General features: G+C 49.4%; 22 protein-coding genes. 7 read left to right on the top strand and 15 right to left on the bottom strand.

The window, feature by feature from the left end; genetic code table 11:
- The first annotated feature begins 271 nt into the window (after positions 1–271).
- On the top strand, positions 272–949 hold the full coding sequence (sleB, locus tag P9B68_RS07050) for a spore cortex-lytic enzyme (RefSeq protein ID WP_135658242.1): 678 nt from the start codon (positions 272–274) through the stop codon (positions 947–949).
- Between the two features lie 77 nt (positions 950–1,026).
- On the opposite strand, the gene P9B68_RS07045 is transcribed toward sleB, so the two are convergent.
- The 4 genes from P9B68_RS07045 to P9B68_RS07030 form a co-directional block, all read right to left on the bottom strand.
- On the bottom strand, positions 1,027–2,220 hold the full coding sequence (locus P9B68_RS07045) for a GH25 family lysozyme (protein ID WP_167875156.1): 1,194 nt from the start codon (positions 2,218–2,220) through the stop codon (positions 1,027–1,029).
- Positions 2,221–2,386: 166 nt separating this feature from the next.
- Complete coding sequence (locus P9B68_RS07040) at positions 2,387–2,902, bottom strand: hypothetical protein (protein ID WP_135658247.1); 516 nt, start codon at positions 2,900–2,902, stop codon at positions 2,387–2,389.
- Between the two features lie 280 nt (positions 2,903–3,182).
- A complete protein-coding gene (locus P9B68_RS07035) occupies positions 3,183–3,989 on the bottom strand; it encodes an alpha/beta hydrolase (RefSeq protein WP_135658249.1) in 807 nt (268 codons plus the stop codon).
- Positions 3,990–4,084: 95 nt separating this feature from the next.
- Positions 4,085–4,585 (bottom strand): iron dependent repressor, metal binding and dimerization domain protein, encoded by a 501-nt coding sequence (locus tag P9B68_RS07030; RefSeq protein WP_135658251.1) that lies wholly within the window; start codon positions 4,583–4,585, stop codon positions 4,085–4,087.
- A 368-nt stretch (positions 4,586–4,953) separates the two neighbouring features.
- Here P9B68_RS07030 and P9B68_RS07025 point away from each other — a divergent pair, with 368 nt between their 5' ends.
- From P9B68_RS07025 to P9B68_RS07000, 6 genes are all read left to right on the top strand, one after another.
- The gene (locus tag P9B68_RS07025; protein ID WP_277668732.1) at positions 4,954–6,963 is read left to right on the top strand and encodes a methyl-accepting chemotaxis protein; all 2,010 of its coding nucleotides are present in this window, start codon (positions 4,954–4,956) and stop codon (positions 6,961–6,963) included.
- Positions 6,964–7,223: 260 nt separating this feature from the next.
- Positions 7,224–7,808 (top strand): TetR/AcrR family transcriptional regulator, encoded by a 585-nt coding sequence (locus tag P9B68_RS07020; RefSeq protein WP_167875157.1) that lies wholly within the window; start codon positions 7,224–7,226, stop codon positions 7,806–7,808.
- 19 nt (positions 7,809–7,827) lie between these two features.
- Complete coding sequence (locus P9B68_RS07015; protein ID WP_277668731.1) at positions 7,828–8,598, top strand: phosphopantothenoylcysteine decarboxylase domain-containing protein; 771 nt, start codon at positions 7,828–7,830, stop codon at positions 8,596–8,598.
- Complete coding sequence (gene coaBC, locus P9B68_RS07010; RefSeq protein ID WP_277668730.1) at positions 8,595–9,143, top strand: bifunctional phosphopantothenoylcysteine decarboxylase/phosphopantothenate--cysteine ligase CoaBC; 549 nt, start codon at positions 8,595–8,597, stop codon at positions 9,141–9,143. Before P9B68_RS07015 ends, coaBC begins: the two co-directional genes overlap by 4 nt.
- Positions 9,140–9,925: a type III pantothenate kinase gene (locus tag P9B68_RS07005; RefSeq protein WP_277668729.1), complete on the top strand. Its 786-nt coding sequence runs from the start codon at positions 9,140–9,142 to the stop codon at positions 9,923–9,925. The genes coaBC and P9B68_RS07005 overlap by 4 nt, the downstream gene beginning before the upstream one ends.
- A 53-nt stretch (positions 9,926–9,978) precedes the next feature.
- Entirely contained in the window at positions 9,979–10,611 is a 633-nt protein-coding gene (locus tag P9B68_RS07000; protein ID WP_135658262.1) for an ECF transporter S component, read from the top strand.
- 227 nt (positions 10,612–10,838) lie between these two features.
- On the opposite strand, the gene P9B68_RS06995 is transcribed toward P9B68_RS07000, so the two are convergent.
- The 11 genes from P9B68_RS06995 to ptsP all read right to left on the bottom strand — a co-directional run bounded on the left by P9B68_RS06995 (position 10,839) and on the right by ptsP (position 23,159).
- Entirely contained in the window at positions 10,839–11,726 is an 888-nt protein-coding gene (locus tag P9B68_RS06995; protein ID WP_135658264.1) for a YitT family protein, read from the bottom strand.
- Between the two features lie 143 nt (positions 11,727–11,869).
- Positions 11,870–12,835: an SIS domain-containing protein gene (locus P9B68_RS06990; protein WP_277668728.1), complete on the bottom strand. Its 966-nt coding sequence runs from the start codon at positions 12,833–12,835 to the stop codon at positions 11,870–11,872.
- 117 nt (positions 12,836–12,952) lie between these two features.
- A complete protein-coding gene (locus P9B68_RS06985) occupies positions 12,953–13,609 on the bottom strand; it encodes an HAD family hydrolase (protein ID WP_135658268.1) in 657 nt (218 codons plus the stop codon).
- Positions 13,606–14,436 carry a carbohydrate ABC transporter permease gene (locus P9B68_RS06980; RefSeq protein ID WP_135658270.1) on the bottom strand — a complete coding sequence of 277 codons (831 nt, stop codon included), beginning with the start codon at positions 14,434–14,436 and terminating at the stop codon, positions 13,606–13,608. The genes P9B68_RS06985 and P9B68_RS06980 overlap by 4 nt, the downstream gene beginning before the upstream one ends.
- 13 nt (positions 14,437–14,449) lie before the next feature.
- Positions 14,450–15,322: a carbohydrate ABC transporter permease gene (locus P9B68_RS06975; RefSeq protein WP_135658272.1), complete on the bottom strand. Its 873-nt coding sequence runs from the start codon at positions 15,320–15,322 to the stop codon at positions 14,450–14,452.
- Between the two features lie 156 nt (positions 15,323–15,478).
- Positions 15,479–16,831, bottom strand: coding sequence for an ABC transporter substrate-binding protein (locus P9B68_RS06970; RefSeq protein WP_277668727.1), 1,353 nt, complete (start codon positions 16,829–16,831; stop codon positions 15,479–15,481).
- 44 nt (positions 16,832–16,875) lie between these two features.
- The gene (locus P9B68_RS06965) at positions 16,876–17,811 is read right to left on the bottom strand and encodes a PfkB family carbohydrate kinase (protein ID WP_135658276.1); all 936 of its coding nucleotides are present in this window, start codon (positions 17,809–17,811) and stop codon (positions 16,876–16,878) included.
- Positions 17,812–18,067: 256 nt separating this feature from the next.
- Entirely contained in the window at positions 18,068–18,805 is a 738-nt protein-coding gene (locus P9B68_RS06960; protein ID WP_135658278.1) for a GntR family transcriptional regulator, read from the bottom strand.
- Between the two features lie 25 nt (positions 18,806–18,830).
- Positions 18,831–19,826 (bottom strand): SIS domain-containing protein, encoded by a 996-nt coding sequence (locus P9B68_RS06955; protein ID WP_277668726.1) that lies wholly within the window; start codon positions 19,824–19,826, stop codon positions 18,831–18,833.
- Between the two features lie 202 nt (positions 19,827–20,028).
- Positions 20,029–21,492: an RNA polymerase factor sigma-54 gene (gene rpoN, locus P9B68_RS06950; RefSeq protein ID WP_135658283.1), complete on the bottom strand. Its 1,464-nt coding sequence runs from the start codon at positions 21,490–21,492 to the stop codon at positions 20,029–20,031.
- Between the two features lie 38 nt (positions 21,493–21,530).
- Entirely contained in the window at positions 21,531–23,159 is a 1,629-nt protein-coding gene (ptsP, locus tag P9B68_RS06945) for a phosphoenolpyruvate--protein phosphotransferase (RefSeq protein ID WP_135658285.1), read from the bottom strand.
- Position 23,160 lies beyond the last annotated feature (1 nt).

The following is a 23,160-nucleotide window of genomic DNA, read 5'->3' as shown; positions in this document are numbered from 1 at the left end:
GGTCCTGGCCGGTCAAACTTCGCTTCTGCTCTGCGTTTTCGCGGCTTCGGCTTTGTTTTTCCGTTTGCGCCTTCCGTAAGGCGCTTGACTATAATACCAAATCCAGCCCTTTTAGTCAACCCCTTTTTTAAAATTTTTTAAAAAAATCAGATTTTCCGCCAAAAATAGCCTCGTTTCACACTTTTAGTTCATATATAGAAAATAAAAATATCCTCACTCTTGGATAAAACATCATTGTAAGGGAAAAATTCTTTTCAGAGGTGTTTTAAGAATGAATAAGAAACTGAAATATATTTGGGCAATTGCTATTGTTTTACTGGTTAATGTCCTTGTCATATCCATCGTAAAAAGCGGGAGCGGTTCGGTCGGCGCGCTTTCAAAACTCGGTTCGCAAGGGAGCGAAGTGCGCAGCATTCAGACCAAACTACAGAACCAGGGCTATTATAAAGGAAAAATCGACGGTATTTACGGGACGAACACGCGAAACGCCGTAATCCGGTTCCAGAAGGTAAAGGGCCTTACGCCGGACGGCATCGCCGGACCCAAAACCCTAAAAGCGCTGGGCCTCGGCGGCTCCGGTGGGCTGGGCGGTTTCAGCAGCAACGACATCTCGCTGCTGGCGCGGGTAACTTCGGCGGAATCGCGCGGGGAGCCGTATGTAGGGCAGGTTGCGGTTGCCGCGGTTATTTTAAACCGTATTGAGCATCCATCGTTTCCGAATACATTGGCGGGCGTAATTTACCAACCGGGCGCATTCAGTTGCATAAACGACGGCGGAATCAATGCACCGGTCTCAGACAGCGCATACAAAGCCGCGCGTGACGCGATTAATGGCTGGGATCCGTCGGGAGGGGCAATTTATTACTACAACCCGGCAAAAGCCACCAGCGGCTGGATTTTTTCCCGTCCTATTATTACGGTTATCGGGGATCACCGTTTTTGCAGTTAACAGAGAAAGGGGCGCCGAACAATCCTGTCCGGCGTCCCTTCTTACATATATAAAATAGTTCCATACCGAATAATATATCAGACTACGGTAACTACGCAGCGGCGAACCGCCTTCTGCTTCGGCAGGGTGGAATACACCGAAGTACATCCGCGTCTAACGCATTGAATCTTATAATAATAACTTGCGCCGATCTTTTTCTGGTACACGGTTTTAATCACGCTGCTGTTACCGGTGGAAAACGTAGGTTTATCAGAAGCATTTTTGGGCGTAAATTTAAACTGATAGGTTTTTCCAACCTTGAGGGTAATCGCTGCGCCGGTATCGGAAAGAATGGAAGCATCCGTTACCGCTGTGCCGGAGGGCTGGAAAAACGCCTGTGGCCCGAGCGGATATTCCTGATACGAGTAATCCATATCGACCGCACCGTTTATACCGGAAACGCTGCCGGCAAAAGTATACTGCCATGTGGTATAGGGACCGCTGTAATTCGGCAGAAGTACATCCGGGTGGGCAACCCATATATCATAAGTGCTAAGGGAAGATATGGTTTTAAATTGATTTAATAAGGTCGTATTGCAGTACACGCCGGCGCGGTAACCCGCCTTAATCATCGCGTTGCAGAAGGTTGAAATTATGGAATCGAGCTGGCCTGCCTGCATGGATGAATGGAATGGCTGTTCTACGTCCAAATAAACCGGATAGTCCAGCTTGCGCCCGTTCAGAATACCGAGGCAGAGCTGAGCCTCCTGCTGGGCTTCGGCTGCTGTTGTGGCGTAGCTGACGTGATATGCGCCGACTTTCAGCCCGTTCGCGGTTGCACCGTCGTAATTTGCGGCAAAGGTCGCGTCTGTCTGTGATTCGGGCTTCTCATTGCCGTAGCCGCTGCGCAGAATTGCAAAATCCACGCCGTCAGCCTTTACGGCCGCCCAGTCCACCGTTCCCTGGTGCACGGAAACATCGATCCCCTTCAGGACGACGTTGACAACACAAGCGGCTGTCCTGCCGTCCGGGGCCGTCGCGGTAACCGTTGCCCTGCCGAGGGACACGCCGGTAACGGTGCCGTCGCTTACGGAAGCCACATTCGGGTTGCTGGAAGTCCATGTAACGGATGAACCGTCGCTCACCGTAAGGGAAGCGGTTTCGCCTCTTTTCAGCGCGAGGCTCTGCGCGCTCAACGCTAAGGCCGAAGCGGTTGTATCCGCGTAAGCCATCGTACACATGGAAAGGGCAAACGTAAGTGCCAGGAGCAGAGCCGTACATCTCTTTCTCATTAAAGTTCCTCCTATGAATTTTACAAAAACTGGAATTTTTCTGTCTTTATAATAGGCTCGTCCAACGCCGCTGTCAAGCGAATTTTTTAGTATTAAACTGTGATTTTCCCCCTGCATGGAAAATGCCGCGCGGCAAAACAACCGTGCGGCTTTTTATCTCATGCAATTACTTTTTAAATTCCTTGAAAAGCTTCGTAACCTCATCCTGGCGCTTCTGATTCTGGTCGGAAGTAACAGTATCCTTATAAACCATCAGATACTTTCCGTTGTCGGAAATAACCGCCGGAACCTCCTGACTCATCATCTTAAAGCTGCCTTTCGCCTTGATTTCGTCAAAAACAGTCTGTGCCGTGCTGTTAAGGCTGGTGTCAAACTCGTACAGCTCAACGGTTACATTGTCTTTTCCGTTATAGCTGAACTGATACTTCACACCCTTTTTCGCGCCGATAAAGTCGGCTTTCATTTGCTCCTGATTGCCGAAAAGAACGGAATTGGCGGCAAGGTATTTTACAAGGCCGGAAAGGTTATCGTCCATACTGTCCGCGCTGACCGCGGACGATACCGGCTGCGAAGCGGCCGAGGAAGAAGCCGGCGCGGGCGTTCCGCCAACATCGCCCATGCCGCAAGCCGCCATGGTTCCCGCCATCACAATCGCGAGCGCGAGGATTAAAACTTTTTTCATCTGCAAGCCCTCTCTAAATAGCAAAATAACATTTGTATTATAGTGTATCCCTTTTTCCGGCCTTTGCCGGGAGAAAAGGAAAGTCTTTTGTAATTATCCGATTTTTCCGTTGTTTTGTCAACCATCAAGTTTCTTTCCCGTTCAAGCGGGAAAAACGCGCCGTGACAATCCGACATTTCCAACGTTGCAAAGGATTTTCCGGAATGGAAAGTTTTCATCGGAAGCCCAACAAAAAACTGCCCGGCAATTCTGCGGGCAGCTTTTAATTCCTAACTATGTATTACAGCCTCTTGTTCAGCCAGTCGACAATCTCCGCAATGATTTCGTCGCGGCATGGCTCGTTTAGAATCTCATGGTACAGGTGCGCGTAGATTTTCAGGGTTTTATCGCTCGAAGCAATATCCCCGAAAAATTCCCGGGAATCCTTCTCGCTTACAAGACCGTCGCAGCAGCCGTGGAGAAGCAAAACCGGGTCGGTGAACTTCTTGGCGTTCTTCTTCATCCACTCTACGCCGTAATACAGGGCATTGAACAGGCCGACGGAAATTTGCTTTTCCACCAGCGGGTCGTCCTCATACGCTTTTACAACGGCAGGGTCGCTGCAAACGCCGTCGCCCAGCTCGTTCGGGAAATAGGCATCCGCGGGCTGCGGTATCGGCAGGGAACCCGGCGCAGCGGCATTCATGCGGGTAAGCGCGCCAGAGGTCACGATCCCCTGTACTTTGCCCGGGTATTTTGTCCCGAACAAGGTAACGGCGCAGCCGCCCATGCTGTGGCCCAGCAGAAATACGGGAAGCCCCTTGTTTTCCATTTTCGCCATCTCTACAAAATGATTTACGTCATCTACCATTTCGTTGTAATCATGGAAAAACACGCGCCTGCCTTCCGATTTGCCGTGGCCGCGGTGGTCAAACCGGTAAACGCCGAAGCCGCTCCGGTTCAGCTTTTCCGTCACATAATTGTAGCGGCCAAGGTGTTCGCACAAGCCGTGCACCACAACGACAATCGCCTTCGGGCTTTCCGGAACATCCTTCCGGAAAAACAGCTTGGTCCCGTCATAGGAAGGAACCATCATTTCCTTCGTCATAACAACATCCCCTTTTCATAAGCTTAGCGAATTTGCAAAAACGATTGTATTAACTATATCATCTAAATTTTTGTTCGTCAACTCAAATATTTTTATTAAAATCGACTGCTTTTGAACGCTTTATAGCGTTCCAGAATATCGGGATTGCGCCGCATGAATTCCACAAAGTCCGCAAAGCACAAAATAGTTTCCTTACTGAACATATGCTCGGTTTTTTCGGTTTCCTCCAAAAGGAAGGAATCCCCCACGCCGATGATGCGCGCGAAATCCTCCAAAATCGTGTGGCGCTTTAAAAGCCACGCGCCCGTTTTCTTGCCTTTTTCCTCCAGCATAATGAACCCGTACCGTTCGTATTTGACCATTCCGATTTGGGCAAGGTTCTGCACCATTTTCGTGGCAGAGGAGGGCTGGACGTTCAGCGCCTGGGAAAGGATGTGGATTCTGGTAAACCCGGTTTCGTATGACAGCCGGTAAATCATTTCCAGGTAATCCTCCATAGACGCAGTCAGGGCGTCTTCATCCTTTTTCATATATCCGTTGAAGGTATAAAAATTGCTGCGCACGGCCGCGTCCACCTTTCCAAAAGACTTAATCATTCAATATATTCCGGTACTCCGGGATTTATGACCGGCGTGAACATTTTGTGCCGGTGCAACATAGTTTGTAAGGACAAAAGAAAGTTGGAAAAGACGAACGAAGCGTAACGATTCTTCAAAAAGCGGAATCCGAGCCTCCGGCCGCGGGGTGCCGGTGTTTTCTTCCTTCAGAATATCTTTTTATCAATGGACGGGTAGGCATTTCCAGCCTTCCCGTTCTTCTGTTTTGATAAGCAAAAGCTGCTTTGCTGGTATATTTTTACAAACTGCCTTTAGTGTCTAAATTCGGCAAAAACTTTGTCGATATATGTCTTAAGAATCAGCGATAATTTTGTCGATGTGTCTTACAATGAAAAGGAGATGATGTTATGCTGGGAATGAAAAGCTTAAGAACAAAACTGCTGCTTTTTATCGGGATACCGGTTGCACTGGTTTTTGTAATTACGGCATTGATTTCGCTATCCAATGTTAAAAATTCTGTTTATCTGTTTTTAAACGAACAGCTTACGGACAAGTCTCAAGCCGCATCGTATCAGATCAGCGAGTATTTTTCAAACTATGAGCAGGTCGCAGTACAGATGGCTGCGAATTCCCAATTTGAGGATCTTTTTAAGAAAGTCACCCCGGGCACGAAACTTACGGCTCCCGCAGAATTTGCAAATGCAAAAAGGAGCCTCATTAACGTTCAGCAAAGTGATCCGGATAACATCATCGCATCCTGGATTGCGGATATCGATTCCAGCCAATATACACAATCGGACGGATACCTTTCGGGTGCGGACTATAAAATCGAAACAAGGCCGTGGTACCAGCAAGTGGTAAAAGAACAGAAAACCGTGATTACCGATCCGTACCAGGACGCCAGCACAAAGGAATGGGTTGTAAGCGTGGTTTCCCCGGTTTACGATTCCGGCACAAAGACTTTGCTCGGCGTGACCGCAATCGATTTCAACCTTGAAAAAATCAGTAAAATGATGCAGGGCTACCGGCTGGGCAACACCGGGTTCTTCATCCTTTGCTCCAAGCAGGGCGTGATGATTTACCACCCCGATTCGACTTTTATTAACAAAAATGTCTCTGAATCCAACATGTCCAAAAATATTATCGATGCGATTACGAACAAAACCACCGGGCCGGTCACCTATACCGCGATGAATCATACCAACTACGGCTATGTTGCGCCGGTTGGCGATACCGGATGGACGGTAGCAACCGGGCTGCCGGAGGCGGAGTACAATGAATCCTACAACACAACACAGATGACGTTCCTCGTCACTTTTCTGATTGCGCTCCTTATTCTGCTCGTAATCATTGTTCTGATTTCCAAGAGCATTATTGGGCCGCTGAAAAAGCTTACCGCTTCCGCACAGCAGATTGCGGACGGGAACCTGAATGTGAAAGTGGATGTCAAGTCCATGGACGAAACCGGACAGGTTGCCGTCGCGATTCAAGAAATTGTGCAAAGGCTCAGCCACTACATCGAATACATCGATGAGATTACCGCCGTCCTTGACCGGATTGCCTCGGGGGATCTTGTGTTTGACCTGAAATGCGATTACACAGGTGAATTTGCAAAGATCAGGGATGCCCTTAACAATATTAAATCCAGACTCACAAAAACCTTTACCATGATCACCGATTCCGCCGACCAGGTTGCAAGCAGCTCCGACCAGGTTTCGAATGCCGCGCAGGCGCTGGCGCAGGGCGCCGCGGAGCAGGCCAGCACGATTCAGGAGCTTTCCGCTTCTATTACCGAAATTGCGGACCATGTGAACGAAAACGCGGAAAACGCCAATGCGCTGGAACAGCTTGCGCAGGAATCGTACTCCGAGGCGCAGCACAGCAACGCGCAAATGGCGCGCCTGGTTACCGCTATGTCGGACATCAACGACGCGTCCAATGAGATTGGAAAAATCATTAAGACCATTGAAGACATTGCGTTCCAGACCAATATTCTCGCCCTGAACGCGGCTGTGGAAGCGGCCCGCGCCGGCGAAGCCGGAAAGGGCTTTGCCGTTGTCGCCGATGAAGTCCGGAATCTTGCGGGCAAGAGCGCGGAGGCGGCAAAAAATACAACCTCTCTGATCGACAACTCCATCCGCACCGTACAAAACGGCACAGGGGTGGCAAACGAAACGGCCCAGTCCCTACAGCAAATGATTGAAAAGGTCGGCCAGACGTCAGAACTGATCGCAAAGATCACCAAGGCAAGCAATGAGCAGGCCGCATCCATTAAGCAGGTTACGATTGCCGTTGACCAAATTTCCGCAGTAGTGCAGACGAATTCCGCCACTTCGGAAGAGAGCGCTGCTTCAAGCGAAGAACTCAACGGCCAGGCAAAAACGATGAAAGAGCTTGTCAGCCAATTCCGCTTATAAGCCCAATCCCATCGCCATACAGAAACAGCCTCACGGAAAACCGTGGGGCTGTTTCCATTGAGTGCGTACGATTCTATGCCACTTGCGAACCGACTGCCTGCCCTGCCGTCTTTCTTCCTGCCACCTTTAAAAATCTTTTCGGTTTCTTTATACCATAACGCTTGATAAATTATTGACAAGATGACGCAGGTGGAATATAATAGTATTTATAAAATATGACACAAGTGTCATATTTTATAGGATCGGAGGAACCAGCCCTTATGTCGAAAGCTTCTGAAAAAAGAGAGCTGATTTTAAAAAACGCAAAACAAGTATTTATCCGCAAAGGATTCGACCGCGTTACCATGAAGGATATTATTGAGGAATGCGGGATCAGCCGGGGCGGCATTTACCTTTATTTTTCAACGGTGGATGAAATTTTCATCGAAGTTGTAAAAAAGCACAATCAGGAGAAAATAGAGTGTATCCGCACCAGCATTGAAAAGAATCAGGATTTTAACCAGCTTGTCGACGAATTTTTCGCGGATCAGAAAAGGCGCCTTTTAAACATGGACAAGAGCATGTTCGTCGCCATGATGGAATTCTGTTTCGCGCACAAAAATGTTTCGGACCGGGACTTTTACACGGAGCAGTTTTACAATACGAAGGTGATTATTCTGGAAATCCTGAAATTCGGGCAAAAAGCGGGGGCGATCACCGCCAAAAACATTGAACGTCTTGCGGATTCGATTCTGTTCCTGATTGAAGGCCTGCGCTCGCTGGCGGTTTCCAGCGAAATTTCCGGCGAGCTTGTGGATGAGCAGCTCCAAGTTGGAAGGGGATTGATTTATTCCGATTTATTTTAACGGAAAGAAGGGGCATATTTTGAACGTTCTGATAACGGCGGGAGGTACGTCGGAAAAGATTGACGACGTTCGTAAAATCAGCAACACGGCGACGGGACGGCTGGGAAGCCTGATTGCGGACTGCTTTCTTACGGACGAGTCCGTTTCTGTAACCTGTCTCTGTTCCGAAAATGCTGTTTTGCCCAAAAAACCGCGTGCACGCATTCTCCGCATCAGCGATGTGCAAAGCCTGCAGCGGACTGTTGAAGAGGAAATGCACGCGCGCGCGTACGACGCGGTCATTCACTCTATGGCGGTCAGCGACTACCGGGTAAAATACAGCGCACCGTCCGAATGGCTGGCGGCGCAGCTTGCAAAGTCCGTCGGAAACGGCAGCCAAAACCCGGAATCCCTTGCTGCGCAGATCCATTCCGCGCTTTTGTCCTGCGGCGGCGGGGACAGGCCCAAGAAAATTTCCTCGGACATAGAAAATGTATTCCTATGCCTTGAAAAGACGCCAAAAATCATCGGGCTATTTAAAAAGCTCCAGCCGCAAACCATTCTGGTGGGGTTCAAGCTTCTTGCCGGCGTGGAAGAAACCGAGCTTCTCGATGCGGCGCGGAATCTGATGAAGCGGAACGAGTGCGATTTCGTTCTGGCAAACGATCAGGAAAAAATTGATGAAAACCGCCACAAAGCGATTTTACTGGGAAAAGACCATTCGATGACCCGTTTGCACACGAAAGACGAAATCGCCGCGGCAATCAAAGAGCATGTTATGCGCAAAGCCAAGGAGGGCGGGCAGAAATGAAAAATGTCGTATTGGGCGTTACCGGGAGCATCGCCGCCTACAAAGCGGCGGATATCACCAACGCGCTTACAAAATCCGGCTACAACGTGAATGTGATTCTGACGAAGGGCGGCGCGGAGTTTATTACCCCGCTGACCCTGCAGACCCTGTCGAAGAACCGGGTCTATACCGACATGTTCGAGCTGGACTATCCGCGCGAAGTCACGCATATTTCCCTTTGTAAAAAAGCGGATCTGTTCGTGATTGCGCCCGCTTCCGCCGATATTATCGGGAAAATCGCAAACGGCATCGCGGACGACATGCTGTCGACCGTAGCGCTCGCCATGCAGGGCATCCCTTTGCTGATTGCTCCGGCAATGAATACCCGGATGTATGAAAATCCGATTGTAAAGGACAATCTTGAAAAGCTGAAAAAACACGGATACGAAATCATCGAGCCGAAGGAATCCCTTCTTGCGTGCGGCGACCTTGGCAAGGGCGCGCTTGCCGACGTCGGCGACATCCTCCGCGCAATAACCGATCATCTTCAGGAGAAAACGCTATGATATTTTTGGCCAATATTGGGAATACGAATGTAAACTACGGCCTGTACGAAAAACGGATCCTCGCTTCCGGCTACTTCCCCATCCACCTGCTTTCCTGCGAAAGGCGCGCGCTCGCGCTTTTCCGCTCTCTGCTCCGGAAATGCAGGGTATCCCGGGAGGAGGTTGAAGGCACGGTGATTTCGTCCGTCGTCCCGGAAAAAAACGCGATCATTCTGAACGCGGCGGAAAAGATTTCGCAAACGGAGCCGGTTCTAATCTCCAGCCAGACGGGCTGGGAATTCGACACCTCCGCCTATTCGGGCGTTTTGGGAACGGACAGGCTTTTATGCTGTTCCGCGGCTTTGCAGAAATACAAACCCCCGTTCGTTGTCGTGGATTTCGGCACCGCCACAACCCTGAACGTAATCGATTCGTCCGGTACTTTTGCGGGCGGCGTGATTCTGCCCGGCGTACGGACCGGGCTGCGGGCGCTGGCGGCCAGCACCTCCCAGCTGCACGAAATCCCCTTCTTCGGTCCGAAGTCGGCGATCGGAAAAAACACCGCCGAGTGTATGCTTTCGGGGGCGACCTTCGGAACGGCGGCGATGCTGGAAGGGCTTGTCCGGCGGATTGAGAAGGAGCTTGGCGCCAACGCAGACGTAATCGTTACCGGCGGAAACGCGAAAGCCATTATCCCCTATTGCGAGCTTGAAGCCCGCTATGAACCAGAACTGCTTCTGGAAGGGCTGGCAATACAAGCAAACCGGCTGATAGCCGTATCGAAAAAAGCACGGGTTGAATGACAAGGTGCATCCAAAACAATTCGTGTTTCCTAATCAAGAAGGAGAGAACATTTATGAATCGAAAAACCGGCACGAACCGACTGGTCCTCACCGCCCTTTTCTGCGCAATTATCCTCCTTTTAAATTTTACCCCGATCGGGTACATACAGCTCCCGCTGATTAAAGCGACGATCATCCATGTGCCCGTAATTATCGGCTCCATCCTGCTCGGTCCGAAAATCGGCGCGGGGCTGGGCTTTGTTTTCGGCCTTACGAGTTTTTACAATAATACCTTTGCCCCAACCCTTCTTTCCTTTGCCTTTTCCCCGCTGATTCCGGTTCCGGGAACCACGATGGGAAGCTGGGCCGCGCTTCTCGTTGCTTTCCTCCCCCGCATTCTGGTGGGCGTTGTCCCCTATTACTGCTATACGCTTTTCAGTAAGGCAATGAAGGGCAAGTATGACATGCTGTCGTTGGCTTTGAGCGGCCTTGCCGGCTCCATGACCAACACGATTCTGGTTATGAACTTGATTTATTTCCTTTTCCGCGACGCGTATGGAGAAGTAAAGCACATTGCTGTAGACATGGTTTATACCGCCGTGCTGAGCGTTATCTTTTCAAACGGCATACCGGAAGCCGCTGTGGCCGCTGTGCTTACGGCGGCAGTCTGCCGCGCGCTGATAAAGCTCAAGCCCATCAAGGCGTAAGGCCGCATAAACCGCACAGCGAAGCCGCATGGCGGACGGAACCAAGAAAAAGCCTCCCATCGCCCATAATGGACGACTGGGAGGCAATTTTATAATAAAATCCGGCAAACAAAAAGTACAGAACCGAAGCTGACAAGAGCCGTTCGGGACAGACCCAAACGGCTCTTTGAATCGAATTGGCATTCATGCTGCGGCTTTGGGGCAGAAAGATTGTTTTACAGAAGCTCCTAACGCACTTCAAGCCGGCTTTCAAAGTTGCCAAGGAGCATGTTCGGCGAAACGACAAAGACGAAAGCCTTCGGATCCTCCTGAAAAAGCAATCTTTTCAGGTACTGCCACTCATATTTGTTGATGACCGTCATATGGACAAGCTGTTCATGCTGGGTAAATTCGCCCCAGCCGTTCCAGCTGGTTACTCCCCTGCCCGTAAACTCAGTCAGTTTTTTGCCAAGCCCCGGGTTTCTGGAGACAATGAACACCGTAAGCTTGATGTTTTGATCGTGCACCTTATCCATTACGACGGTCGCGATGAAGGAAAAGATAAGCGAATACGCCGCTATTTCCAAATCGAGCTTCACCGCCGCAAAGAGATAGACACAGGTGTTGATAAAGAGCGCGATCCGCCCGACGCTGAAGCTCGGGTACTTCTTGGAACAGATCATTCCCACAACGTCCGTCCCTCCGCCCGAACCGCCTTCCCTAAGCGATAGCCCCACACCATAGCCGCAAACAGCCCCGCCGATCAGACAGTTGAGCAAAGCGTCGGAAAACAAAGGCTTCGGCGGGGCCGGAAGCACCGTCATCAAGAAGGATTGAACGCATACGGCAATGATCGTGCGGATAATAAATTTGCGGCCTAAGACTTTCAAACCCATATAGACCAGCGGTATGTTCATCAACCAGGTGATAATCCCCACAATATCAATATTCGTGGGTACGGGAATGCCACATGCATCGGCGATCACCCATTTAATAATTTGCGCAACCCCGGTGAAGCCTCCGCTGTAAAGCCCCGCGGGAATCAGAAAAAAACGGTAAGAGACCGAAAACAAGACGACGCCGAGCAAGATATACACCATATGTAACCATTCGTTGTGGCTCTCTTCTTTTTTCATAGCATTTTCGTCAGCCTTTTTATAGCCCTGCCTGTAAAAAAAACCGTAGCAAAACTGCACCAGCCGGTGAAATTAACCGAAACAATTTCTTTTACAAACAGGCGAATATTCAAGGTATCTTTGCGGCAAATGGGGATCGGCGATTAGTATTCCAATTTCCACATATACCTTCTCATGGTGAGCGGATGGCTGCGAACAATCGCAATCTGCTCTGCGTAGACGCGCATTACGGCGCTCAGAATCATCGGATTAAAATACTCGGCCACAGCCGGCGGAAGCGAATCAATCCCGTAATCTTTCCCATCCACAATGGTTGCCTTCGCTTGGAAGCGATGCAGGAAATCCATTGCGCGCGCATCCAGGGCGCGTGTGCGTCCGCTGTTCATCAGCAGGATGAACGGAACATCCTTATCCACAATTTCAAACGGGCCATGGAAGAACTCCCCGTCGTGGAAGCAGCCGGAATTAATCCACTGCATCTCCATCATCAGGCACAATGAAAATGTGTAGGCAACGCATTGCGTTGCGCCGGAGCTCATCACATATACGAACGGCGCGTCCTTGTAATCCTGCGCAAACTTCTTTGCCGCGGGAAGCACAAAGGAAACCGCGTTTTCGATCATGTCATAGATCTTGCCAAAAGCCGTCTGCATATCCTCGTAATGCTCATACCCCTCATAATGATTTAAAATCTCTACGGAGAGGTCGAGGACATTTACCATCTTTTCGAGCTTCGCCGCGTAGTTTTTCTCAAAGCCATGCACAATCACGTAGTGGGCGTTCTGTGCAAGGGGGGAATCCTCCTTGTGCGTTACCGCTATGACCTTTGCGCCCTTTTCCATCGCCAGTTTGGACGCCGCAACAGTTTCCGGCGTGTTTCCGCCGAGGGAGCAGGTAATTACAATCGCGGTACTGTCTACGCCGACCGGTGTTGCGTGCACAAATTCATTGGCTGTGAAATGACCCGTGCGAAGCACTTTTGCGTTTTGCTCAAGAAAGTACTTTCCGGGATAAAGCTCTGCCTTCGATGCGCCGCAGCCTACGTAATACACCGACTTGATACCCGGAACCTCTTTTTTAATTTCTGAAACAATTTTTTTTACTTCCATATCGATCCCTCTTTGTATTTTTTGATACGCCTTTCCGGCGAAGACATGACGTATTATTATGTTATAACCATTATAATACAACTAATAATACATGTCAAATATAATTACAAATTCCTCCTAATTTTCTTTATCCAAAAGCAAAATAGCATCGGCAATCGAGGCGATCGCAATGTCCGCCCTGCTGCGGTCAAACGGGAACCGATTATCGACTAGTGCCGCTACAAAGGTTCCCGCCCGGTGAGCCGCTTCGATTCCAACCGTCGAATCCTCTATGACCAGACATTCTTCCGGGGATACGCCAAGCCTTTTCGCAGTTTCAAGATACACATCCGGGAACGGCTTCGGCCTGCTGCAATCCTCACCGCTGATCACAGCGTCCATACTGTCAAAGACGCCCACTTCTTTCAGGATGGCTTTCACCTTTGCATATTCCGTCGAGGAGGCCACGGCTGTGCGGATACCGTTTCTGCGTGCATAGGCAAGCACCTCCTTAACAGCCGGACGAAAGAGCTTTCCATAGTCGGTTTTCCCGCCGTAGCGCGGAATCCAGCGAAAGCGGAATTCTTCTTTCATTTCTTCCGCGCTCTTACCGGATCCGGAAAGGCTTGCGATGAGGTCCCAAGTCTCTTTCGAGCCTCTCCCCACAAGAACATCCAAATCCTTCTCCTTTACCGAGGAATTGTACTGCCGGATATATTGGAGAACGCGCTGCTGATTCATCGGCTCCGTATCCACGATTACGCCGTCCATATCAAAAATGACCGCTTTCATCATCCCTTCACCGCCCCGGCGGTAAGCCCGCGCACAAACTGCTTGGACATGCAGAAGAACAGGATAATTAGCGGAAGCGACGCAATAATCAAACCGGCCAGCGTTGTCGTATAGTCGACCTTCAGGTCGCCTTTAAAGGTCATAAGGCCGATCGGAATGGTCTGTATCGCTTTATTGTTCAGGAATACGTTCGCAAAGAGGAACTCATTCCAAACGAAATTCAGGTTCACGATTGCACAGGACGCAAAGATCGGTTTACTGATCGGAACGATGATCTTCGTGAAAATCTGGAAACTGTTGTACCCGTCCACAATCGCAGCTTCTTCCAATTCCACCGGAATTGACAGGAAATACGAGCGCATCAGGAACACGGTGAACGGAATGCGGAACGCAATATAGGGCAGTATAACCGCAAAATAGGTATCGTAAATTCCCAGCGTTTTCAGTATCTTGTACAGCGGTACCAGCGCCACCTGTTCCGAAAGCGCCATCCCCCCCAGAACAATCATGAAAATGATTCCGGCCCCTTTGGCTTTGAACCTGGTAAGCCCGTAAGCGAGAAATGAAGACAGGATTAAAATCGCGCAGAGCGAGACCGTGCTGACCAGGACGGAGTTCCCAAAATACCTGTACAGGCCAAGGTTCCATGCTTTCACATAGTTGTCAAACCTCCATACCTGCGGCAGGGAAAGGGAATTCCGGAAAAGCTCCAGATTGGTCTTTAAAGAATTTAGGATAATCCAAAGAAGGGGTGCGAAGATTACGGCGCACAGGAGAATACAGAGCAGATTGAGGAGAATTTTGGATGTTTTATAGCTGCTTGTTTTCATGTTTTTTCCTCCTTCAATCCTTTCCGGAATTTGTGACTTTCAACTGCAGCACAGAAAGCCCAACGGTGATTACAAAGATGAATACGCCGGTAACGGCCGCCATCCCGAGGTCGTCGTGCAGGAAAGCCTGCTGGTACAGGAACAGACCGAGAACCTGGGTGCTGTTTCCGGGCCCGCCGCTTGTTGTGGAGTAAACCTCCGTATACAGTTTAAACGCACCAATGACCGTTATGATGGAGCATACCAGAAGCTGTTCCTTCGCCTGGGGAATCAGGATGCTGACCGCCCTTCTCACCGGGCCCGCACCGTCAATTGCGGCCGCTTCGGAATATTCCTCCGGAACATTCTGAAAGGCCACGCACATCAGAAGGGCAATATAGCCCGTAAACTGCCACTGGCTCATCGCAATGATACAGTAGATCGCAAGCTTGGAATCGCCCAGCCACGCTTTTCCGGGCAAATGCAACGCCTTGAGAAGCGCGTTCAAAAAGCCGACATTCGGGTCATAAATGAACGTAAACATTAAGCCTACCGCCACTAGTGAGATCAACGACGGCATGAAATAAATGTTGCGGTAGATACTTTTTAATTTTTTTGCAATGGCAGTGCCTTCAATAATCAACGCCAAAACTGTTCCGAACCCCACCTGTACGATCAATGAAATAATGCAGTACAGCCCGTTATTCTTGAGCATGATGGGAAAGGCTTCGTCCATAAAAAACCGGCGGTAATTATCCAGACCGACAAAGGCCGCGCCCGCGGAATAGGAGGAAAGCCGGAAAAAACTGTATCCTATATTCATGAAAACCGGGATATAGACAAAGAAAAGAACCATAATGAGCCCGGGAAGCATGTAGAGATACGGAACGCATTTTCTTGTTTTCAAATCCTTCACCTGCTTTTTTGAAATACGGGCAGGTCTCCTTTTGAAAGCCTGCCCGCAGTTTTTTATTTCAGGGGATTCGCTACGAGTACTATTTTTAACGACACACATACTTCACGCCGGGAAACATGCCCGAAACGGTATCCTGGAAGCCTGTGCTTATTCGCCCTTTTGTCCCGATTTCACTAGTGTCTGCGCTTCTTTCGCCTTCGCCTGAATCTTCTTCATTGCTTCCTCCGGCGAAACGGTACCGTTCGTAAGCTTGGACACTTCCTCCTGATATTCCTTGGATACGGTGGAATACAGCGCATTGTCGAGCCATTCGCTCATCTGCTTCGCTTCGCTTACAACCTTATACCCATCGATTAAAGACTGATCCGTCAGCCCACTTGTGGTATCCTTGGCGGCATTGAACCAACCAATCTTCTGGCATTGTTCAGTCCCCACTTCTTTTCCGAGGAACCACTTTAGGAAATCCACGCATTCCTGCGGATACTTGGTCTTGGAGGAAATAACGAATCCTTCGGGGGCACCGGTCAAAATTTCCTGATTACCCTTCGCACCGACGACCTCCGGGAATTTAAACATACCGAATTTCAGATCCGGGCCGTCGGTCTTGATATACGGAATTTCAATCAGCTCGCCGTAGTAAATGGCCGCTTGCCCCATGGCAAACATGGATCTTGCCATATCCGGCTTTACTCCGTCCGGGTTCTCCGTCATGTATGGAAGGAGCTTCTGATAAGACTTCATGGCCTGCACATAACCGGGATCCGTGAAGCTTCCGGTCGTGGGTTCATAGTCTTTCTCCCGTACGCTGTCGGGAACGTAAATCTGGTTCAAAGTCCCAATGTAATGAAGTCCCGCCCAGGGCTCCGAATTGCCGTATGCGATCGGCGTTATTCCGACCGCTTTCAGCTTCGCACACGCGGCGAGCAGGTCATCGAATGTTTTCGGGACTTCAATGCCGTTCTTCTCGAAGATCTCCGTATTATAGAAGAACTGCTTGCTGTCAAGACGGAAAGGAATGCCGTATATCATGCCGTCCTTCGTCGTATAAATGCTCATCTGGTTTTCAAGAAGTGAATTTTTCCACTCCGGGTCCTTATCCATATAGGGCGTCAGATCCAGAATCAAATTCTCGCGGATAAACCGCTCTGTGAAGTCGCCCGCCCAGCTGAAGAAGATATCCGGGGTGTCGTCGCCGCCCACAACGACCTTGATCTTTTCCTTGTAGTCCTGATTCTGCGCGCTCATAATGTCGAACTTGATGTCGGGATGGGATTTTTCATACTCGTGCAGCTTGCTCTCAATGAAACCGTTGTAGGGCTCGTCCGGGAAACGGTGGAAGAACTTGATTACCTTTTGCCCTCCCGCGGCAGCCGAACCCGCGGAGCTTCCACCGGCAGATGCGCTTCCGGATTCCGAATTTCCGGCACATCCGGCAAAGGAAAATGCCATCACGCATGCCATCGTAAAGCCGACTGCTTTTTTCAGTATTCCTCTTTTCATACAAACTTCTCCTTTCATATTCTCCCTTTGAAGATTCTTTATTCTTACACGCTTTCCTTTTTCATGACCCTTCTATCCTCTTCCGTCAGTTCGACCTGTTTTCCGTAGCCGAAAGAACCGTCGCGCTGACATTGAGCGGAAGAAAAAACTGCAGCTCTGCAAAGGCTTAAGCGTATTAGACAATCCTTATACTCCGCGGCGGTGGTGATCCCTTTTTTCCCGGAACCGGTACCGAAATCCACCGCGTCCGCGATCCCGTCAAGATAATTTGTCAGGAAACTCGCGATAAAGGCATCCCCGGCGCCCATTGTGTCCCTCGCCTTTACCAATAGGGGAGACTGCTCATAGAAATCCCCGTCCACCATAACGAACGCGCCCTTTGAACCCCGTGTGGCAATGACGATATGCTTGCATCCGTAGATCATTATCTTCTCCATCGCCGCCCGGATCTTACTCTCTTCCATATCGCCGCAGGAAATTTCCGCGCAGTCGATATAGGGGCAGCACGCCCGGAAATAGCCGTCGTCCATTCGGTTGGAAAAATCCATGGACAGGAACCTGGCCGCCCTGCGTATGACCGGCAGCTGTGGTTCCAAAAAGCTGTACACGCTTGTATGGACCAAATCAAAGCCGCTTATGTATTCCTCGTCCATCCCGGTCAGCACCGGGGGCTTCTCCCGGGAAATACCGCCCTTATTCCCGGTGAGGAACACGCGGTCCCCGTTTACAAGTTGGACACGGGCACAGCCGTTCTCCCCGTGCGCAAAGCGGCAATGGGAAAGATCCAGTCCGATTTCCAACGCGGCTTGATAAACATGCTTTCCGACCAGGTCATCCCCGAAGGTTCCGAGGTACGCGGCCCGCGCGCCGTGCATTGCGCTGAACACCGCCACGTTTAAGGCGTTTCCACCCGGATAAATCGTTGAAATATGGAGGTATTTGTCGCAGACGTTATCCCCGATTCCTAGTGTTCTGATCATCTTAAAACTTCCTTATAACATATTATAACATCATCACGAACCGCTTGTCTTGATATTGTTATATCATATATATAATAAACTGTCAATAAGTTTTCAACTTATCTAAAAATTTTGTTATTTTATTTGCTTTTTATGAAAAAGTATACAGAATACGGCGATATTGCATTTCCGTTCTTGCATTATTGCGCAATAAAAAGGAGCAGCTTAGGCTGCTCCTTTGCTGCTCCTTTGTGTTTTCTTTCGGGATATTCGGCCGTTATTTTGCGCCCTCATCCACATCTAATTGAAGGATATAGGTGTAACGGTCTGCATTAATAATATTTTTTCCATAATAGACGGGGTTCCCGTCGGCGTCCGCACAGGTGTCCCACATATAAAGGAGGGCTTCGTTTTCCTTTACACCCAATTCCTTCGCCTCTTCCTTTGTGGCATAACAGATGCCTATTTTTTTGGTGCCCGTTTTCAGGATTACATTATGCGCTGCAAGCGTGCTGAAAAGCGGCTGGTTCAAGTCCTCTGAAAGCAGGAAGGCAAACTTTCGCGGGAAATGGTTTTCCTCCAGCATTACGGGCACGTCGTTGCAGTAGCGTAACCGGCGGATCCGTATGATTTTTTCGCCCTTCTGTATGTGAAGATATTTCACATCGCTTGGCATCGCGGTCACAATATCCGCGGACAGGAATTTTGTCCCCGGCTTTTCGCCGTTCTGAATACAGTTCTGGGAAAAACTCATAAGCGTATTCAGGTTCCTGACCAGCTTCTTGCCGGTCACGAATGTACCCACTCCTTGCTTTCGGGTAAGCAGATCTTCGTCTGTAAGAATTTCCAGCGCCTTCCTCACGGTAATCCTGCTAACGTTATACCTATCGCTCAGCTCTTTTTCCGTAGGAATCCTCTCATCCTCCTTCAGTATGCCTTCTTCAATCTGCTTTCTCAACTCATCTGCCAACTGCAGATAAAGCGGTGTTCCCTTTTCTCTTATAAGTTCCTCCATACTCTCTCCTGTATCGTTTCGGGAATCAGTAATCCAGCCTCCGGTAATATCTTCTGATTTCGAGCGGATGCCTTCTGTAGTATTCCAGATGCACGTTTATTCTCTGGAATGCGGACCGCATCACGATCGGCGCCAGAATCCACCGGAACTCGTCGCTGATTCCGTTTAATTTGAATTTTTTCGTGTCGAAAACAATCACCTTTGCGCTGATTTTATTCACGAATTTTTCGACACGATCCATTTGCGGACGGGTTTTATCTTCACCCTTAATCAGAATAACCGGAGTTTCCCTTTCAATTACTTCCAGCGTACCGTGGAAGAAATTCGCCGCCGACACCGGCCTTGTGCGCATCCACTGCATTTCTTCCATAATACACATCCCGTGGCAGGTTGCCCAGTCTTCCAGATTTCCGGAACCGACAAGATAGGTCAGCGGCTCATCGCAGTACTTTTCGGCATACGCCTTTGCGTCCTCGTCCGCATCCTTGTAAATCTGAACGGCATTTTCGGGCATATTTGCAAGCTGGGAAAAAAAAGTATCGTAGGCATCGAACTGCCCGGCGTTTTTTAGGAAGCGGAGCGTGACCGTGTACCAGAAGTAATACGCTGCTCCGGTTGTATTAATAACATTATCACATATATCATACAATGGACTGTCTTTTTTTTCAATATATCCGATTATTTCCGCGCCGATTTGATGAACTTTTTCCATTGCCGCCACCATTTCCGGCGTATCCCCGGAAACGGACTCGATGACCACTACGGAATCCTTGTTCAGAAACGGATTCCCTTCCAGGCAGAAATCGGCGGCATTCTCTAAGTAAAATGGTACTGTAGCCCCAAGCTGCTTTACAATATGCATCATCTGTCCGGCGTACAGCACCGTTCCTCCGATTCCGATGTAGAAGATATTGGAATACCCCCTTTTGCAGATCCTGTCAACGATGGCTTCGGCCTTTGGAATCAGCTCGATTCCGTTTCTATGGTCCTGCAAGACTTTCGCTTCATCAAACTTTAACATATTGCCCTCCTATAAATGTTATATTGTTGTAATATAATATATCATAACATCTTATGGCTTTCAATAGGATTTCCCGACAAAGAAACGAAATTTAGTAAAAAATTTCAAAATGATAAAAATTCAGCCTCTCACAGGATGGCGCAGCTACCATCCTGCGGGAGGCTTTTTCTTTCCTCTATGCAAAATTTCAAGTCGGAACGCTCTATATTGCAGCCTGCCGATCTGTTTTGGAATCGGAATAACAATTCCTGCGCAATTTTGCTTTCGGAATGCGCATCTGGCCGCGGTATTTTGCGACGGTTCGCCTAGAAATGATGATTCCAAGGTCATTCATTTTATTTGCAATATCCTCATCGGAAAGGGGCGTTGATTTATCCTCCGTTTCGATAATCGCCCGGATTTTCTGCCTTACGGATAAGGAAGAAAGAGCGCCGCCGCCGTCCTGCAAAGGGATTCTGGAAGTGAAAAGGGATTTCAAACTGATTGTCCCAAATTGGCAGGTGATGTATTTTTCATGGATGGCGCGGCTCACCGTCGATTCGTTCATCCCGAGCGGAGCGGCAATGTCTGCAATCGTCATAGGCTTTAAATAAGCATACCCGTTTTCAAAATAGGGCTTCTGGAACTCCACAATTCTTTCCAAAACGCGCGAAATTGTACTTTTCCGGTTGTGCAGCCCCTTGATCAAAGAGGCGGCCTGCCTTATTTTATCCTTAAGATAGGCAATGGCTTCTTTGTCATCCAGATTCTTCACCAGCTGCCGGTAGTAGGCGCTGATACACAAACGGGGCAGATCGCGGTCATTGCCTTGAATGACGAAGCCGTCGCCCACCTTTGAAACCGCAGCTTCCGGAATGACAAATCCGCCGTCGTTTTGCGTATAAAATCCGCTGGAAGGAATTGGATTGAGCCGTCGGATGATATTGCAGTATTCCTGTACGGTTTTAACCGACAAAGCAAGCCTTTTCGCAATTTCTGGGATCCGGTTTTCAGCGAGCAGCTCCATGTGCTCCTCAACGATTTTTATAAGATGGCCATTGCAGCTCGGATTTTGCAGGAGCTGGAGGGTAAGGCATTCCCGAAGGTTTGCGGCACCCACCCCGGCGGGCTGCATCTGCCGGACAACCGCCAGGGCGTTATGGATCGTTTCCAGCGGGACATGAAGCTTCTTCGAAACCTCTTCCGCGGGATCGGTCAGATACCCGCGATCGTCAAGGTCTTCGATAATATACCGACAGATTTTCGCTGTCACCGCATCCGTTTTCCTCTCCCTGAGCTGTTCCAGAAGATAATCGGTAAAGGTTGCCTTTGCTGTGAGCGTGGCAAACGGCAGAAAATCCTCCGCGTCCGTACCATGCGTTGTGTAGGAATCCGGAAAAAAGGCGTCGGAGGAAAGCCGTTTAGCAAGCTCTAAAACCGCTTTCTCGTCCTGGTAGGTTTCGCTGTCGGCACCAAGCGCACAATCGGCCAATTCATCCGCTGCGGCCGGATATTCTTCCTCATATTCCAATACGGGATTCTCGATGACAGCCTGCGCTATCTTCTGCTTCAGTTCCGGAAGCGGCATCTGCAGCAGCGCGAGTGACTCCCGCATTTCTGTCGTCAAAGCCAGCTTTTGGCTCTGGCTTTGGATAAGTATCTGATTTTCCGTGTACGAAAGATCCATAAAACCGCCTCCCACCTTTGGAGCTGTTCCGGGGGAAATTAAGAACCGACGCTTTGAAGCAAGACGCTTTTTATTTCCGCCAGTACACCCGGGCTGACGGAAAACTCGTTTAACCCATATTGAAGCAGCAGCGGAATCGCCCGTTCGTCCGACGCCAATTCCCCGCACATACAGCAGGGGATTCCCGCCTGAAGGGCGGCAGAAATCGTCATCTGGATCAGACGCAGAACCGCGGGATGAAGCGGGTTGTACAGATCCGAGATCCTCTCATTCATCCTGTCCACGGCAAGCGTGTATTGGATTAAATCATTCGTGCCGATGCTGAAGAAATCGACTTGTTTCGCAAATTTCTCCGCCAGAAGAGCGGCAGACGGAATTTCAATCATCATACCGATTTTTATAGAAGAATCGAACGGAACGCCCTTCTGCTCTAATTGCTGCTTACAGGAATCTAGGACGCTTTTTGCCCGCTGAAACTCGTCCATACAACTTATCATCGGAAACATGACCCGGATATTTCCGTAAACGGAAGCCCTTAGAATCGCTCGGAGCTGCGTTTCAAAAATTTCCGGATTTTTCAGGCAGAGCCGGATCGCCCGAAGCCCCAAAAACGGATTGCTTTCCTTTTCCATTTTGAGGTATGGAAGGCTTTTATCCCCACCTATATCCAATGTTCGTATCGTAAGCGTTTTCCGGTCCAATCTTTTTGCGGCTTCTTTATAAACGCGAAACTGTTCTTCCTCTGTCGGCATTGTGCCTCTGTCCATAAACAAAAACTCCGTACGGAAAAGCCCCACACCCTCGGCGCCGTTTTCAAGTGCTATTTCCAGATCCTTCAGGCCACCGATATTGGCGAACGTCAGAATTCGTCTGCCTTCTTTTGTAAAAATTTTCTTTCTTGCGAAACAGGCTACTTTTTCTTTTTGCTGTTTCTCCTGTTCTATCCGTGTAAGATACTGATTCACCAAATCCGTACCGGGGTTAACAAGGATTTCGCCTGCTGTACCGTCCACAACCACGGTGGTTCCTGTCTGTACGGACGAAAGAATCTCCTTGCAGCCTACCATGGCCGGAATACCGAGCGCCTTTGCCAGTATCGCCGTGTGGGAAGTTTCTCCCCCTGTTTCCGTAACTATGGCGCACACGTTGTCCCTGCAAATTTGGGCGGTATCCGAGGGCTTAAGGTCATGCGCGAAAAGCACAGTACCAGCAGGCAGTTGCCGGAAATCAAATTCCTTCTGCTCCCCCGCCAAATTGCGGATAATCCTTGTCCCTACATCCTGAATGTCGGCGGCGCGTTCCTTCATATAATCGTCGTCGAACCCAGAAAAAGTATCATACAGCGATTGCGTTACATCATCAACTGCCTTTTCTGCGGACACAGACTCCCGATCTATTTTCGAAAAGGCTTCGCCGATAAACGCCGGATCTTTTAAAAAGTTCAGATGGCTTTCAATGATTTCCGCATTTCTACTGTCTAACCGCTCCCGGATGCCGGCCGCAATTTCTTCGATTTGCTCCTTTGATTTTTCCAGCGCCCTTTTCAGCCTATCCGCCTGAACGCCCGGGTTGTCTGCAGTAGTTTGAAAGCTTGCCGGCTGCTCGGTGTCCAATACATATGCTTTTCCCACAGCATACCCTTTTGAAACGCTGATTCCTGTTTTCATG

It is taken from the genome of Caproiciproducens galactitolivorans, from assembly GCF_029266045.1.
Lineage (GTDB): Bacteria > Bacillota > Clostridia > Oscillospirales > Acutalibacteraceae > Caproiciproducens > Caproiciproducens galactitolivorans.
Note: the sequence above shows the minus strand (reverse complement) of the source record. Positions and strands in the feature narration are given on the sequence as shown.